General features: G+C 71.5%; 14 protein-coding genes. 4 read left to right on the forward strand and 10 right to left on the reverse strand.

Features of this window, described 5'->3' with window-relative positions:
- Nucleotides 1-394: 394 nt before the first annotated feature.
- From AC3E6M_RS02450 to AC3E6M_RS02465, 4 genes are all read right to left on the reverse strand, one after another.
- A complete protein-coding gene (locus AC3E6M_RS02450; RefSeq protein ID WP_171024315.1) occupies nucleotides 395-535 on the reverse strand; it encodes a hypothetical protein in 141 nt (46 codons plus the stop codon).
- A 17-nt stretch (nucleotides 536-552) separates the two neighbouring features.
- Nucleotides 553-1,125 (reverse strand): YdeI/OmpD-associated family protein, encoded by a 573-nt coding sequence (locus AC3E6M_RS02455; protein WP_138175872.1) that lies wholly within the window; start codon nucleotides 1,123-1,125, stop codon nucleotides 553-555.
- A gap of 1 nt (nucleotide 1,126) precedes the next feature.
- A complete protein-coding gene (locus AC3E6M_RS02460; protein ID WP_138175870.1) occupies nucleotides 1,127-1,957 on the reverse strand; it encodes an HAD-IIA family hydrolase in 831 nt (276 codons plus the stop codon).
- Nucleotides 1,958-2,053: 96 nt separating this feature from the next.
- Entirely contained in the window at nucleotides 2,054-2,224 is a 171-nt protein-coding gene (locus AC3E6M_RS02465; protein WP_138175868.1) for a CsbD family protein, read from the reverse strand.
- Nucleotides 2,225-2,412: 188 nt separating this feature from the next.
- On the opposite strand from AC3E6M_RS02465, the gene AC3E6M_RS02470 reads away from it, so the two are divergent.
- Nucleotides 2,413-3,360: an SDR family NAD(P)-dependent oxidoreductase gene (locus AC3E6M_RS02470; protein WP_138175866.1), complete on the forward strand. Its 948-nt coding sequence runs from the start codon at nucleotides 2,413-2,415 to the stop codon at nucleotides 3,358-3,360.
- Nucleotides 3,361-3,400: 40 nt separating this feature from the next.
- Nucleotides 3,401-5,842 (forward strand): HAD-IC family P-type ATPase, encoded by a 2,442-nt coding sequence (locus tag AC3E6M_RS02475; RefSeq protein ID WP_138175864.1) that lies wholly within the window; start codon nucleotides 3,401-3,403, stop codon nucleotides 5,840-5,842.
- A gap of 36 nt (nucleotides 5,843-5,878) precedes the next feature.
- Here the strand turns inward: AC3E6M_RS02475 and AC3E6M_RS02480 are convergent, their stop codons facing one another.
- From AC3E6M_RS02480 to AC3E6M_RS02490, 3 genes are all read right to left on the reverse strand, one after another.
- On the reverse strand, nucleotides 5,879-6,310 hold the full coding sequence (locus tag AC3E6M_RS02480; protein WP_138175862.1) for a hypothetical protein: 432 nt from the start codon (nucleotides 6,308-6,310) through the stop codon (nucleotides 5,879-5,881).
- Between the two features lie 71 nt (nucleotides 6,311-6,381).
- Nucleotides 6,382-7,017, reverse strand: a complete 636-nt coding sequence (locus AC3E6M_RS02485; protein WP_138175860.1) for a metal-dependent transcriptional regulator — start codon at nucleotides 7,015-7,017, stop codon at nucleotides 6,382-6,384.
- A gap of 9 nt (nucleotides 7,018-7,026) precedes the next feature.
- A complete protein-coding gene (locus tag AC3E6M_RS02490) occupies nucleotides 7,027-8,304 on the reverse strand; it encodes an Nramp family divalent metal transporter (protein WP_171024314.1) in 1,278 nt (425 codons plus the stop codon).
- A gap of 79 nt (nucleotides 8,305-8,383) precedes the next feature.
- On the opposite strand from AC3E6M_RS02490, the gene AC3E6M_RS02495 reads away from it, so the two are divergent.
- Together AC3E6M_RS02495 and AC3E6M_RS02500 are read left to right on the forward strand one after the other, a co-directional pair.
- Nucleotides 8,384-9,004 carry a TrmH family RNA methyltransferase gene (locus AC3E6M_RS02495; RefSeq protein WP_138175894.1) on the forward strand — a complete coding sequence of 207 codons (621 nt, stop codon included), beginning with the start codon at nucleotides 8,384-8,386 and terminating at the stop codon, nucleotides 9,002-9,004.
- Between the two features lie 98 nt (nucleotides 9,005-9,102).
- On the forward strand, nucleotides 9,103-10,152 hold the full coding sequence (locus AC3E6M_RS02500; RefSeq protein ID WP_138175858.1) for a hypothetical protein: 1,050 nt from the start codon (nucleotides 9,103-9,105) through the stop codon (nucleotides 10,150-10,152).
- A gap of 13 nt (nucleotides 10,153-10,165) precedes the next feature.
- Here AC3E6M_RS02500 and AC3E6M_RS02505 read toward each other — a convergent pair whose 3' ends face one another.
- The 3 genes from AC3E6M_RS02505 to AC3E6M_RS02515 all read right to left on the reverse strand — a co-directional run bounded on the left by AC3E6M_RS02505 (nucleotide 10,166) and on the right by AC3E6M_RS02515 (nucleotide 12,454).
- Nucleotides 10,166-10,450 carry a hypothetical protein gene (locus AC3E6M_RS02505; RefSeq protein WP_138175856.1) on the reverse strand — a complete coding sequence of 95 codons (285 nt, stop codon included), beginning with the start codon at nucleotides 10,448-10,450 and terminating at the stop codon, nucleotides 10,166-10,168.
- A 51-nt stretch (nucleotides 10,451-10,501) separates the two neighbouring features.
- Nucleotides 10,502-11,053, reverse strand: a complete 552-nt coding sequence (locus AC3E6M_RS02510) for a hypothetical protein (protein ID WP_138175854.1) — start codon at nucleotides 11,051-11,053, stop codon at nucleotides 10,502-10,504.
- A 72-nt stretch (nucleotides 11,054-11,125) separates the two neighbouring features.
- Nucleotides 11,126-12,454, reverse strand: coding sequence for an MATE family efflux transporter (locus AC3E6M_RS02515; RefSeq protein ID WP_138175852.1), 1,329 nt, complete (start codon nucleotides 12,452-12,454; stop codon nucleotides 11,126-11,128).
- Nucleotides 12,455-12,525 lie beyond the last annotated feature (71 nt).

The following is a 12,525-nucleotide window of genomic DNA, read 5'->3' on the forward strand; positions in this document are numbered from 1 at the left end:
CCCCCGCGGCGCCGTGTCGAAAACAGGCGTTGCGCCGAGGACAGGCTGATCCTGGGCAGATTGCCCTGTTTCGGTGGCATCCCCTGTTTTGGTGACGGGCGGTATGCCGGGAGCCCGGTCGCCGCGCTGCGTCGCGGCCGTCGGCTGCGCTGAGAACAGGCGGTGCGGCGAGAACAGGCCGATTCCGGGCGGATCGCCCTGTTTCGGTGACATCCCCTGTTTTGGTGACGGGCGGGCTGCCGGAGCCCCCGCGGCGCTGTGCTGAGAACAGGCGGTGCGGCGAGAACAGGCCGATTCCGGGCGGATCGCCCTGTTCCGGTCGCATCCCCTGTTCCGGTCGCATCCCCTGTTCCGGTAACGCGACACCCGGATGCCGAAGCCTCGGCCCCGCAGCTCAGTCGGTGCCGTCGCCCGGGCCGTCGAACGGGTCGCGGCCGCCGCCGCGCCGGGAGCGCCGCCACTGGACGAGGAACGCCACGAGCGTTCCGGCGGTGATGAGGAAGGCCGTGAGAAGCCAGAGCGTGCGATCGTCCATGCGTCGATCCTCCCCGATCAGGGGCGTTTGCCCTCGGCGGCGTCGGCCACGATCCTCGCGATGCGCGCCTCGCGCGTCTGCGGACGCACGGCCATCGCGATCTGCGTGAGACCGAACTTGCGGCTCGACGGCGGGAACGCGTCCCAGTTGCGCCGGGCCGTCGGCACGGCGTCGAGCGCCGCGGTGAGGTCGGGCGGCTCGATGCCCGCTTCGGGCCCGTCGAGCACCTCCCATGCCCCGTTCGCGCGGGCGACCTCGAGCGCGCGGATGCCGGGCGGGCGGAGGCGCCCCTCGGCCTCGAGCCGGGCGATGCGCGCCTTGTTCGTCGCGGCCCACCCGCTCTTCGGCTGGCGCGGCGCGAACCACAGCCCCGAACTCACTTCGTCGAACACGCGGACCGGCCCGTCGATCCACCCGAAGCACAGTGCTTCGCAGATCGCTTCTTCGTAGGCCACGAACCGTCCGGACTCGGTGCCGCGGCCGCGCAGCAGCCAGGCGCCCCTCGACGTGGCGTGGTTCGCTTCGAGCCAGAGCGCCCAGGCGGCGGCATCGTCCGCCGCGACCCTCACCCCGTCATCGAGCGCGCCCACGTCAGAGGCCTTCGCTGAGTCCTTCTTCGCCGTCGGCGAGGTCGGTCTCGATCGGCTCGCTCCGCACCAGGTCGGCGACGGATGCCAAGATCTCGTCGGGGCGGAACGGGTACTTCTCCATCTCGGCCTGATCGCTGATGCCGGTCATCACGAGCACGGTGTGCAGCCCCGCCTCGATGCCGGCCACGATGTCGGTGTCCATGCGGTCGCCGATCATGCCGGTGTTCTCGGAGTGCGCCCCGATGCGGTTCAGGGCGGAGCGGAACATCATGGGGTTCGGCTTGCCCACGATGTAGGGCTCCTTGCCGGTGGCCTTCGTGATGAGAGCGGCGATCGCGCCCGTCGCGGGCAAGACCCCCTCGGTGGAGGGGCCCGTGGCATCCGGGTTCGTGGCGATGAAGCGGGCACCGTCGCGGATGAAACGGATCGCCTTGGTGATCGCCTCGAACGAGTAGTTGCGCGTCTCGCCGACCACGACGTAATCGGGCGCGGTCTCGGTCATGATGAACCCCGCCTCGTGCAGCGCGGTAGTGAGCCCGGCCTCGCCGATGACGAAGGCGGAACCGCCCGGCATCTGCGACCGCAGGAAGTCCGCGGTCGCCAGGGCCGACGTCCAGATCGAGGACTCGGGGACGACCAGGCCCGACGACCGGAGGCGTGCGCTGAGGTCGCGCGGGGTGAAGATCGAGTTGTTGGTGAGCACCAGGAACGGGGTGCCCTCGGCACGCCACTGCGCGAGCAGCTCGGAGGCACCGGGGATCGGGGTGTTCTCGTGGACGAGCACGCCGTCCATGTCGGTCAGCCAGCACTCCACGTCGCCACGGGTTCGCATGGGCTCAGCCTATCCCCGGGGCCCGACACGGCCACCGGGTCGACGCACAAGCGGGCCGCCGCCCGGAGGCAGCGGCCCGCCGAACAGCGGTGCGGCTTACTTGAACGCGTCCTTGACGTTCTCGCCGGCCTTCTTCGCGTCGGCCTTGACCTGGTCGGCCTTGCCCTCGGCGGCGAGCTTGTCGTTGTCGGTGGCGTTGCCGATCGTCTCCTTGGCCTTGCCCACGATGTCCTGAGCGGCGTTCTTGATCTTGTCGTCGAGGCCCATGATCGGTTCCTTCCGTGAATTCAGATGTCTCGCCGGGGCGATCGCCGCGGCGGAGCGGATGTGCTCACCGATGTGACGGACCGACGGCGCGATTCGTCACACGCCGGGACGAAAAAGTTCACGAGATCGGTATTCCGCATCCGGAATGCACCCGTGACGGCAGCGCACGATCTCGTTAGGGTCGAAGGGTGGCGCGCGACGAGTGGGACCCCCGGAATCTCCCCGACCTCTCCGGCCGCGCGTACCTCGTCACCGGGGCCACTCGCGGTCTGGGGTACTTCGCGTGCGAACAGCTCGCGGGCGCGGGTGCGCACGTGCTGCTCACCGGTCGCAACCCGAACCGGCTCGTCCTCGCCAAAGAGGCCGTGAAGCGCACCCACCCGGATGCCTCGATCGAGACGCTGCTGCTGGACACGAGCAATCTCGGGTCGGTGCGGGCCGCCGCCGCGACCGTGCGGGCGCGCGGACGACTCGACGGGCTGCTGATGAACGCCGGCATCGTCCACCCGCCGAAGACGCGCGAGCTGGCGGGCGGGCACGAGCGGGTGTTCGCCACGAACGTGCTGGGCCACTTCGCGCTCGGCGGTGAACTCTTGACCCCCCTGGCCGCGGCGCGCGGACGGATGGTCTGGGTCGGCAGCATGTCGACCTCGATCTGGAAGCACGTCCCCACCGATCCCGAACTCGTCGAGGGCTACACCCCGTGGCGGGCCTACGTGCAGTCGAAGGCCGCGACGACCGCGCTCGCGCTCGAGGCCGACCGCCGTCTGCGGGCGCACAGCGTCCCGGTCGAGAGCCTCGTCGCCCACCCCGGGTACTCCACGAGCGGTCGCACGCGCGGCATCCGGGGTGTCAACGAGCCGAGCCGGCTCACGCGCTTCGTGGACAACCTGCAGGCCCCCTTCACGCAATCGAAGGACGAGGGCGCCTGGGCGCTCGTCCGTGCCCTGACCGACCCGCTCGCCGAAGGCGGCACGATGTACGGCCCGGCGCTCGTGGCCCGGGGCGTCCCGCGCCCGGCGACCCCCGCCCGCCGCACGCGCGACGGCGGGCTCGGCGCCGATCTCTGGCTCGCGTGCGAAACGGCGACCCACGTGCGCTGGCCGTTCGAACGGGTCCGGCGCACGGCATCCTGAACCGGCGGCCGTCGTCGGAGGGTGCCCGTACAGTGATCGCATGGAGCAGACGAGCGTCGACGACGCCCAGGGTCTCACCGCGTCCGCCGTCGCCGAGCGGGTCGCCGCCGGCCAGACGAACGCCTTCGTCGCGGACAGCAGCCGTTCGGCGTGGAACATCGTGCGCGCCAACGTCTTCACGTTGTTCAACGGCATCGTGGGCGCGTGCTTCCTCGTGCTCCTCCTGCTCGGTCGGTGGCAGGACGCCCTGTTCGGCATCGCCGCGCTGTCGAACGCGGTCATCGGCTGCGTTCAGGAGTTCCGGGCCAAGGCCGCCCTCGACCGCCTCGCGCTGCTGAACGCCCCGCGGGCGCGCGTGCGCCGCGACGGCGTCGATGCCGAGATCGCTCCGGCCGAGGTGGTGCGCGACGATCTGCTCGTGCTGCGCGCGGGCGATCAGGTGCCCGCCGACGCCGTCGTGGTCGATTCGCGTGCGTTGCAGATCGACGAGTCGATGCTCACTGGCGAGTCGGATGCCGTCGACAAGCGACCCGGCGACGAGGCGCTGTCGGGGTCGATCGTCGTCGCCGGTGAGGGAACGGCCCGGGTCAACCGGGTGGGCGCTGATTCCTACGCCAACACGTTCGCCGCCGAGGCCAAGAGGTTCCAGCTCGTCTCGAGCGAGCTGCGCACGTCGATCGACCGCGTGCTGAAGTGGGTCGGATGGGGGATCGGCCCCATCGGTCTCCTCGTGCTGAACGCCCAGATGATGGTCGCCGGGGGATGGGTGGAGGCCTGGCAGCAGGGCACGTGGTCGCAGGCCGTGGTCAACACGATCGCGTCGCTGACGGCCATGATCCCCCTCGGGCTCGTGCTGATGACCTCGATCGCGTTCGCGGTGGGCGCCGCGCGTCTGGCCGGGAAGAAGGTGCTCGTCAACGAGCTCCCCGCGGTCGAAGGGCTCGCGCGGGTCGACGTCATCTGCCTCGACAAGACCGGGACGCTGACGGCGGGCGAGATCCGTTTCGACGCGGCCCTCGAACTGCAGCCGGTCGACGGATGGCGGGCAGCGCTCGCCTGGTACGGCGCGGCCGACGACGCCAACGCGACGGCCCAGTGTCTGCGGGAGCCGTTCCCGGTCGGGGCGTCGCTGACCGTCGCGCACCGCATCCCGTTCTCGTCGGCGCGCAAGTGGAGCGCCGTGTCGTTCGCCGACGGTGCCGCCGGCACGTGGGTGCTCGGGGCTCCCGAGATGGTGTTCGGCGACGTCGCGGCGGACGCGGGCACCGTCCTGGGCGAGGCGGTCACCCGCTTGGCCTCCTCCGGCCGGCGCACACTGGTGCTCGGCTACACCGCCGTCGCGCTCGACGAGGCCGACGTCGCCGCCGAGCGCCTGCCGGACGGTGCGGTCGCCGTGGCGGTGCTGACCTTCGTCGAGGCGGTGCGTCCGGATGCCGCCGAGGCCCTCGCCTACTTCCGTGCGCAGGGCGTCGGGGTGCGCGTCATCTCGGGCGACAACCCTCGGACGGTCGCCGCGATCGCGCGCGAGGTCGGACTCGACGTCGACGAGGGGTACGACGCCCGCCGCTTGCCCGACGACGACGTCGAGCTGGGCCGCATCCTCGAGGACCACACGGTCTTCGGTCGCGTGACCCCCGACCAGAAAAAGCGCATGGTGACGGCCCTGCAGTCTCGCGGTCACGTCGTGGCCATGACCGGCGACGGCGTCAACGACGCCTTGGCCATCAAGGCGGCCGACATCGGCATCGCGATGAACTCCGGAGCCGCGGCGACGAAGGCGGTCGCGCGGCTCGTGCTGCTGGACGGCCGCTTCTCCCACTTGCCCTCGGTCGTCGCTGAGGGCCGCCAGGTCATCGCGAACATCGAGCGGGTCTCGATGCTGTTCCTCACCAAGACGGTCTACGCGACCGGGCTCGCCGTGCTGTTCGGCGCGCTCGTGATGGAGTTCCCCTTCCTGCCGCGCCAGCTGTCGATCACCGACGGTCTGACGATCGGCATCCCGGCTTTCTTCCTCGCCCTGCTGCCCAACACGCAGCGGTACGTGCCCGGATTCCTGCGCAGGTCACTGAGTTTCGCGATCCCCGCGGGGCTCGTGATCGCCATCGCCCTGACCCTCTACACGCGCGCGGCGCTGGCGATGGGGCTGAGCGTCGAGCAGGTGCGGACGGGCGCGACGATCATCCTCGCCATCGTCGCGATCTGGGTGCTCACGGTGCTGTCGCGACCGGTCACCCGAGTGAAGGTGCTCGTCATCGGGGCGATGTTCATCGCCCTCACCGCGATCTTCACCGTGCCGATCCTGGGGCAGTTCTTCCAGCTGCAGGACCCGGGCGAAGACGGGGCGTGGCTCATCACGGGCGTCGTGATCATCGCCGTGGGCGCGATCGAGGTGGTGCGGTTCGCGCACCGGCGCTTCGTGCGACGCACCCTCGAGTCGGCGGCATCCGCACCCTCGCCGACGCCCGCGGCCGCGCGCGGGTAGAGCGGGACGGCGCGGCGCGGCGCCGCTTCGCGCGGGTCAGATCGTGGGCGCGGGTGCTGCGGCGTCGGGCGACGCCCGGCGGAAGTAACGCCGCGCCTTCGGAGGGATCCAGACGGCGGCGACGACGGCGAGCGCAGCGACCATCGCGATCACGATCGTCGGCTCGAGCTCGGTCAGGACCAGCGACAGCGCCTGCAGCACCACGAGCAGCGACAGATAGCCGGTGAGCAGGTTCCGCGCCAGGCGGCTCCCGCGCGCCAGTGAGGAGCCGCCGGCGACGGTGAGCAGGCCGAGCAGGATCGTCGCGGCACCCACGAGGGACACCGGCAGCACGTCGTCGGCGTCGACCTCGTAGCGCGACAGCAGCACGAGGACGCCGAGCGCGGTGTTCAGCAGTCCGCCGACGTAGACGAGCGCGACGGCGATGGTCACGGGGAGGGGCCGACGGAGTTCGACGGTGGTGGTCATGGATGCCTCCCGCTCTGCGGCTCCGCGGGAGCCGGTGGGGTCAGCGTAGTGGGATCGGCGGCCGGCGATCCTCAGCGCGTCAGCCAGACCGAGTCGCCCGCCCCGTCGGGCAGCGACACCTCGACGCCGTCGGCGCGCACCACGGTGTGCGAGACCACCTCGAGCTCGTGCCCGACGTCGATACGGCGCGCGACGAGTGCGCGCAGCAGTTCGGGGTCGCGGTCGCTCACCCTCAGCACGCGCCCGGAGTGTCCGGATGCCGCCTCGGCGAGGAGCACGAAGGGTTCACGGTGCACGGCGCCGGTGGCATCCGGGATCGCATCGCCGTGGGGATCGAACCGGGGGCGTCCCAGCCGCTCGTCGATGCCCTCGAGCAGGCGGTCGCTCAGCGAGTGCTCCAAGATCTCGGCCTCGTCGTGCACTTCGTCCCACGCGTAGCGGAACTCGCGGACGAGCCACGTCTCGATGAGGCGGTGCCGACGGATGACCGAGGCGGCACGTCGTTCGCCGGCGGCAGTGAGCGACACGGGGCCGTACGGACGATGGCGGACGAGTCCCTGCGCCGCGAGCTTCTTCACCATCTCGGTGACGCTCGAGGGGGCGAGGCCCAGCACGCCGGCGAGCTGCGACGGAGTGATCGGATCGTCCTGCCACTCGGTGTGGTGGTAGATGGCCTTGAGATAGTCGTCGGCCACGGGCGATTCCACGGGACCAGCCTATCCGCCGGTGAACACCAGCCACAGGAGCACGGCGTTCAGCGCGATGAGGAACACCGACGCGGCCACCCCCGCCGCCGTCGTGACGGCGCGGTTGCGGTGGATGCCCAGGACGTCGCGTCGCGCCGTCAGCGCCACGAGCGGGACGAGGGCGAAGGGGATGCCGAAGGACAGCACGACCTGGCTGAGTACGAGCGCGAGGGTCGGGTCGACGCCGACCCCCAGGATGATCAGCGCCGGGATCAGCGTGACCAGGCGGCGGGCGAGCAGCGGCACGCGGACCCGGAGCAGGCCGTGCATGATCTCGGCGCCGGCGTACGCCCCGACCGAGGTCGAGGCCAGGCCGCTCGCGAGCAGGCCGACCGCGAAGAGCGTCGCGACCACCGGACCGAGGCCGTCCCGCAGCGCCGCGTACGCGCCTTCGAGGCTGTCGGTTCCGTCCACACCCGCGAGGTTGGCCGCCGCCAGCAGCAGGATCGCGAGGTTGACGGTGCCGGCGACGGCGAGGGCGATCGTGACGTCCCAGCGCGTCGCCCGCAGCAGACGGGCGGTGGAAAGGCCCCGGGCGCGTTCGAGGTCGGCGGCGGCGGTGGGCTCCGCGGGGGCGAAACGGTCCCGGCTGAGCGCGGAGTGCGCGTAGATCGCGTGCGGCATGATCGTGGCACCGAGGATCGAGGCGGCCAAGAGGACCGAGGTCGAGCCCTCGAAGCGCGGGACCAGCCCGCCGACGACCCCCGCGGGGTCGGGCGGCGCGAAGAACAGCCCGGCGGTGAAGCCGATCGCGATGATCAGGAGCAGTCCGATCAGGACCGTCTCGAACGCCCGCGCCCCCCGGCGCGACTGCACCATGAGCAGGAGGATCGACACGACGCCCGTGATCGCTCCGCCCCACAGCAGCGGGATGCCGAAGAGCAGGTGGAGGGCGACGGCGCCGCCGATGACCTCGGCGACGTCGGTGGCCATCGCCACGAGCTCAGCCTGCAGCCAGTACGCCCGGCGCGCCCACGGTCGCTGGAGGCGCCGGCCCAGCACCTGGGGCAAGCTCTCGCCCGTGACGATGCCGAGCTTGGCCGAGAGGTACTGGATCAGCCAGGCCATGACGTTGCCGAGCACGACGACCCACACCAGCAGGTATCCGAAGAGCGCCCCGGCGGTCATGTTGCTGGCGACGTTGCCGGGGTCGAGGTAGGCCACCCCGGCGACCATGGCCGGGCCCAGCAGCCACATCGCCCGGGCCGGCGCGTGCCGGCGGTCGACGGCATCCATATTTTTCGGCATGCCGAAACCTTAGCGATTTTTCGGGCGACCGAAAAACGAGTGCCGCCGTCCGCGCGGCTAGCCTGGATCGGTGACCGACGTGGAAGAGACCCCGCTCCCGACGCACGGGGTCGGCCCCTGGCCCGGTGGTCCCGAATCCTGGCCCGACGACCCCCGGTACGACCGCGAACTGCTCGCCGAGGGTGACCGGCGCAATGTCGTCGACGACTACCGCTATTGGACGATGGAAGCGATCGTCGCGGATCTGGATGCCAAACGGCATCCGTTCCACGTCGCCATCGAGAACTGGCAGCACGACCTGAACATCGGGTCGATCGTGCGCAGCGCCAACGCGTTCCTCGCGGCGGAAGTGCACATCATCGGCAAACGCCGCTGGAACCGCCGCGGCGCGATGGTCACCGACCGCTACCAGCACGTGCGCCACCACGAGGACGTCGCGGCCTTCGCGGCCTGGGCCGCCGAGGCGAGCCTGCCGATCCTCGCGATCGACAACGTCGACGGCTCGGTCCCCGTCGATCGCGCCGACCTGCCGGAGGCGTGCGTGCTGCTGTTCGGTCAGGAGGGGCCGGGGCTGTCGCCGGAGGCGCTGGCGGCCGCGAGCGGCGTCGTGGAGATCACGCAGTACGGATCGACCCGATCGATCAACGCGGCGTCCGCTGCCGCCGTGGTCATGTACGAGTGGTGTCGCCGCTGGAGATGAGAGTTTTCTCATCCGCAAAGGGCAGATAATCGCGTCCGGACCGCGCAGAATTCACCGGACACGCCATGCTCGCCCCCGGATGGATGGACCGATCCCTCATGAGTTCTGCCTCGAAGACGATTCCGCAGCCGACCGGCCCCGATCGCCGTTCGATCCTCAAAGCAGGAGCGTGGTCCGTTCCGGTCGTCGCCCTCGCGGTCGCCGCCCCCGCGGCCAGCGCCAGCACCACCGCGAACCTCGCGCTGCTTCCTCCGCAGTTCGGCAGCTCTATCCCGATGTTCACGCCGTCGCTCACGCAGCGCTACGACGCCAGCGAGCCGTCCGGCGTCGTCGTCGGAAACACGACCAGCGAGGTCTACACCGGTCCCGTGATCCTGCGTCTGGAGGTCGATCGTCGCCTGTGGGACGTCACGGGCTTCACTTACGACACCCGTGACGGTGAGGGCGCCCGGGCCGCGAGCTTCAGCGGGCCGACGCTCTCGGACGACCGCGCCGTCTACACGGTCTCTTTCGCCGCGACCGTGGCCCCCGACACCGATTCGTTCACCGGCATCCTGGTGCGACCCACCCTGACCTTCCTCGGGGACTACCCCAACGACACTCTCGCACCCGCTGACGCCGGCGCCTCCTGGGTGCTCGTCGAGCCGGCCGACGCGGGACCCTCTGACAACGTGTTCGTCAACAACCCGGGCGAGCCCGTCGACGCCACCCCGTTCGGAGCCACGCTGACGGCCGACTTCGAACTGGTGGCCTCCGGAGACGGATCCGCGTACCGGCCCACGAACGCCACCCTCACCTCCATCGGGCCCAACCCCACCGCCGTCGAGGACAGGGTCACGGTGGGGTTCGACCCGGCCCTGGCCGACGACGTCGTCCTGCAGAACATCGCCCTCAACGGCGCGGCGTCCCCCGACCTGCTGTCGCAGCGGACCAACACCGTCTCCGGCGGCCGACGATCCGTCGACTTCGCCTTCACCGGACCGCTCGCCGAGGGCGACGTCGTGACCTTCACGCTCCTGTACTCGGGCGGGACGGGGGCCACGCCGGCCAGCACGGCCGGCTCTCAGATCGCGTACGTGCCGGTCACGCCGAACGACGACAACCAGCGCGGCCGGGGGCAATCGTTCGCCAACCAGCCCGGAAGCTGACCGCGGGCTCGGCTCAGCGTACGTCCGCGCGCACGGGACAGTCGTCGATCATGGGCGTTCCCTGCCTGCGCGCGACGCGGAGGACCAGCATCGCCGCGCCGCACAGCACCACTCCGCTGGCGACGACCGACGCTCCCAGCACCGCTCCCGAGAACGGCCTGTCCCGGTAGACGTAGGTCGCCGCGCCAACGTCCCACTCCTGGTAGCCGACGAAGTAGTAGCCGCCCGCGCAGAAGATGGCCATCGCGACGATCAACGACACGGCCACGATGAGCGTCCCCGCAATATGCCCCCGCATCCGTCCAGGATAGGGATACCGGGTGTCGGGCGCGTGAAAAGCCGATGAAGCTCAGGTGCCCGCGCGCGGGTGCACTTCGTACGCGAACACCGCCTCGACGGGCGAGTCCACGCGCAGAGTCGCGGCTTCGGCGGCATCCCACCGGATCGTCGTCGGCGCGGCGCCGGCCTGGCCGGGGGCGCCGCAGGGGACGTCGGTGGTGAGGCCGGCCGCCCCGCCGATCTCGACGACGAGCGGGGCGCCGGTCGCGCTCTCGCACGCAACGACGACGTCCCACGACCCGCCGACGGGGTCCAGATCGACGCTCGCGCCCGTGGGTCCGACCCCGCCGGTGCCGCGGGCGACCGCCGTGCTCCCGCCCAAGCCGTTCTCGGGCAGCGCGCGCGCCGCCCACTGCTCGAGCGACGACGCGTCGTCGGGGAGGCTCCCGCCGGGTGTAGGGGCCGACGGCGAGAGTGACGGCGTGGATGATGATGGCGTGGGCGAGGACGAGGTCCCGGATGCCACGGGCTCGGGGGCACCGGAGGTGCACCCCGCGAGCGCCAGCAGCGCCGGAACGAGCAGAACGGGAAGGGCCGCGAGGGCCGGGCGGGTCGACCTCATGTCCGCACCGTACGTGCGGCTCCTGAAAGACGCGTGGGCGTTCGGCCGGGCGCGGGGCGGGCGGCGCGGGTGTCAGTCGCCCGCGGTCATCCACGCGCGGCCGCGGACGCGCAGCCCGAGCGTCGCCGCGCGGGCCAGCATGTACACCCCGAAGAACGCCGCCGCCAACCAGGCCAGGCCCGCGGCCCCGCCGCCGGCGAAGAGCGCGACGAGAACGAGGGCGGGGATGTAGGGCACGAGATTCAGGACCCCCGCAATGGCGAGGTAGCGTGCATCGCCGGCGCCGATGAGCACGCCGTCGAGGACGAACACGAAAGCGGCGAGGGGTTGCGCGACGGCGAGCACGAGCAGTGCCGGCTGGATCAGCGCGGCGATCTGCGGATCGCCGGTGAAGACCAGACCCAGGACCCCGGATGCCGCCGCCACGATCCCGCCCACCACGACACCGAACCACAGCCCCCAGGCCACCGTGCGCGACAGCACGTGGCGCACGCCGAGGGCGTCGCCCGATCCGAGGTGCTTGCCCACGAGCGCCTGGGCGGCGATCGCGAGAGCGTCGAGGGCGAAGGCGGCCGTGGAGAAGATCGTGAACGCGATCTGCCACCCCGCCAGCTCGGCCGAGCCGAGCCCGGTCGCCACGGCGACGGTGGCCAGGAACGCCGCGCGCAGGCTGAGGGTGCGCAGGAACAGCCACCCGCCCGAGCGCGCGGTACCGCGCAGGCCCCCGACCTCGGGGCGCAGCGAGGCCGCATGGCGGCGGGCCAGGCGGGTGGCGATGATCACGTACGCGCCGACCATGCCCCACTGCGCGACGACGGTTCCGATCGCGGAGCCCGCGATCCCCCAGCCGAAGCCGTAGATGAACAGGGCGTTGAGCAGGGCGTTGACACCGAAGCCGAGGCCGGCGATCCACAGCGGCGTGACGGTGTCCTGCATGCCGCGCAGGAGTCCCGTCGCGGCGAAGACCACGAGCATGGCGGGCAGCCCCCACATCGAGATCGACAGGTACACGCGGGCGTTCTCGGCGACGTCGGGCGCCGCCCCGAACACGTCGACCAGTGCCGGGGTGGCCAGGACTCCGACCAGCGCGAGGACGGCCCCGATCGTGAGCGCGAACCACATGCCCTCGATGCCCACCGACACCGCGCGGCCGAACTCGCCCGCACCGAACCGCCGGGCGACGGCGGGAGTCGTGGCGTACGCGAGGAACACCATGAGCCCGACCACGGTGTGCAGAACGGCTCCGGCGATGCCGAGTCCGGCCAGCGGCGCCACACCCAGATGGCCCACCATGGCGCCGTCCACGATGAGGAACAGGGGCTCGGCGATGAGCGCGCCCAACGCCGGGACGGCGAGGCGCAGGATCGCGCGGTTCAGCGTCGCCGGTGCGGGGGTGGTCACCGTCCGAGCCTACGGCGGGCTCCCGACACGGCCCGTCGGCGCGGCATCCGGAGCCTTCACGGATCGGGGGC

The sequence above is a fragment of the Microbacterium sp. SCPM-O-B-15248 (M128) genome, assembly GCF_058214835.1.

What these genes read in the sequence shown, in the direction of transcription:
- AC3E6M_RS02450 (WP_171024315.1), bottom strand. Translation starts at nt 535, where the DNA reads ATGGACGATCGCACGCTCTGGCTTCTCACGGCCTTCCTCATCACCGCC.
- AC3E6M_RS02460 (WP_138175870.1), bottom strand. Translation starts at nt 1,957, where the DNA reads ATGCGAACCCGTGGCGACGTGGAGTGCTGGCTGACCGACATGGACGGC.
- AC3E6M_RS02465 (WP_138175868.1), bottom strand. Translation starts at nt 2,224, where the DNA reads ATGGGCCTCGACGACAAGATCAAGAACGCCGCTCAGGACATCGTGGGC.
- AC3E6M_RS02475 (WP_138175864.1), top strand. Translation starts at nt 3,401, where the DNA reads ATGGAGCAGACGAGCGTCGACGACGCCCAGGGTCTCACCGCGTCCGCC.
- AC3E6M_RS02480 (WP_138175862.1), bottom strand. Translation starts at nt 6,310, where the DNA reads ATGACCACCACCGTCGAACTCCGTCGGCCCCTCCCCGTGACCATCGCC.
- AC3E6M_RS02490 (WP_171024314.1), bottom strand. Translation starts at nt 8,304, where the DNA reads ATGCCGAAAAATATGGATGCCGTCGACCGCCGGCACGCGCCGGCCCGG.
- AC3E6M_RS02500 (WP_138175858.1), top strand. Translation starts at nt 9,103, where the DNA reads ATGAGTTCTGCCTCGAAGACGATTCCGCAGCCGACCGGCCCCGATCGC.
- AC3E6M_RS02505 (WP_138175856.1), bottom strand. Translation starts at nt 10,450, where the DNA reads ATGCGGGGGCATATTGCGGGGACGCTCATCGTGGCCGTGTCGTTGATC.
- AC3E6M_RS02510 (WP_138175854.1), bottom strand. Translation starts at nt 11,053, where the DNA reads ATGAGGTCGACCCGCCCGGCCCTCGCGGCCCTTCCCGTTCTGCTCGTT.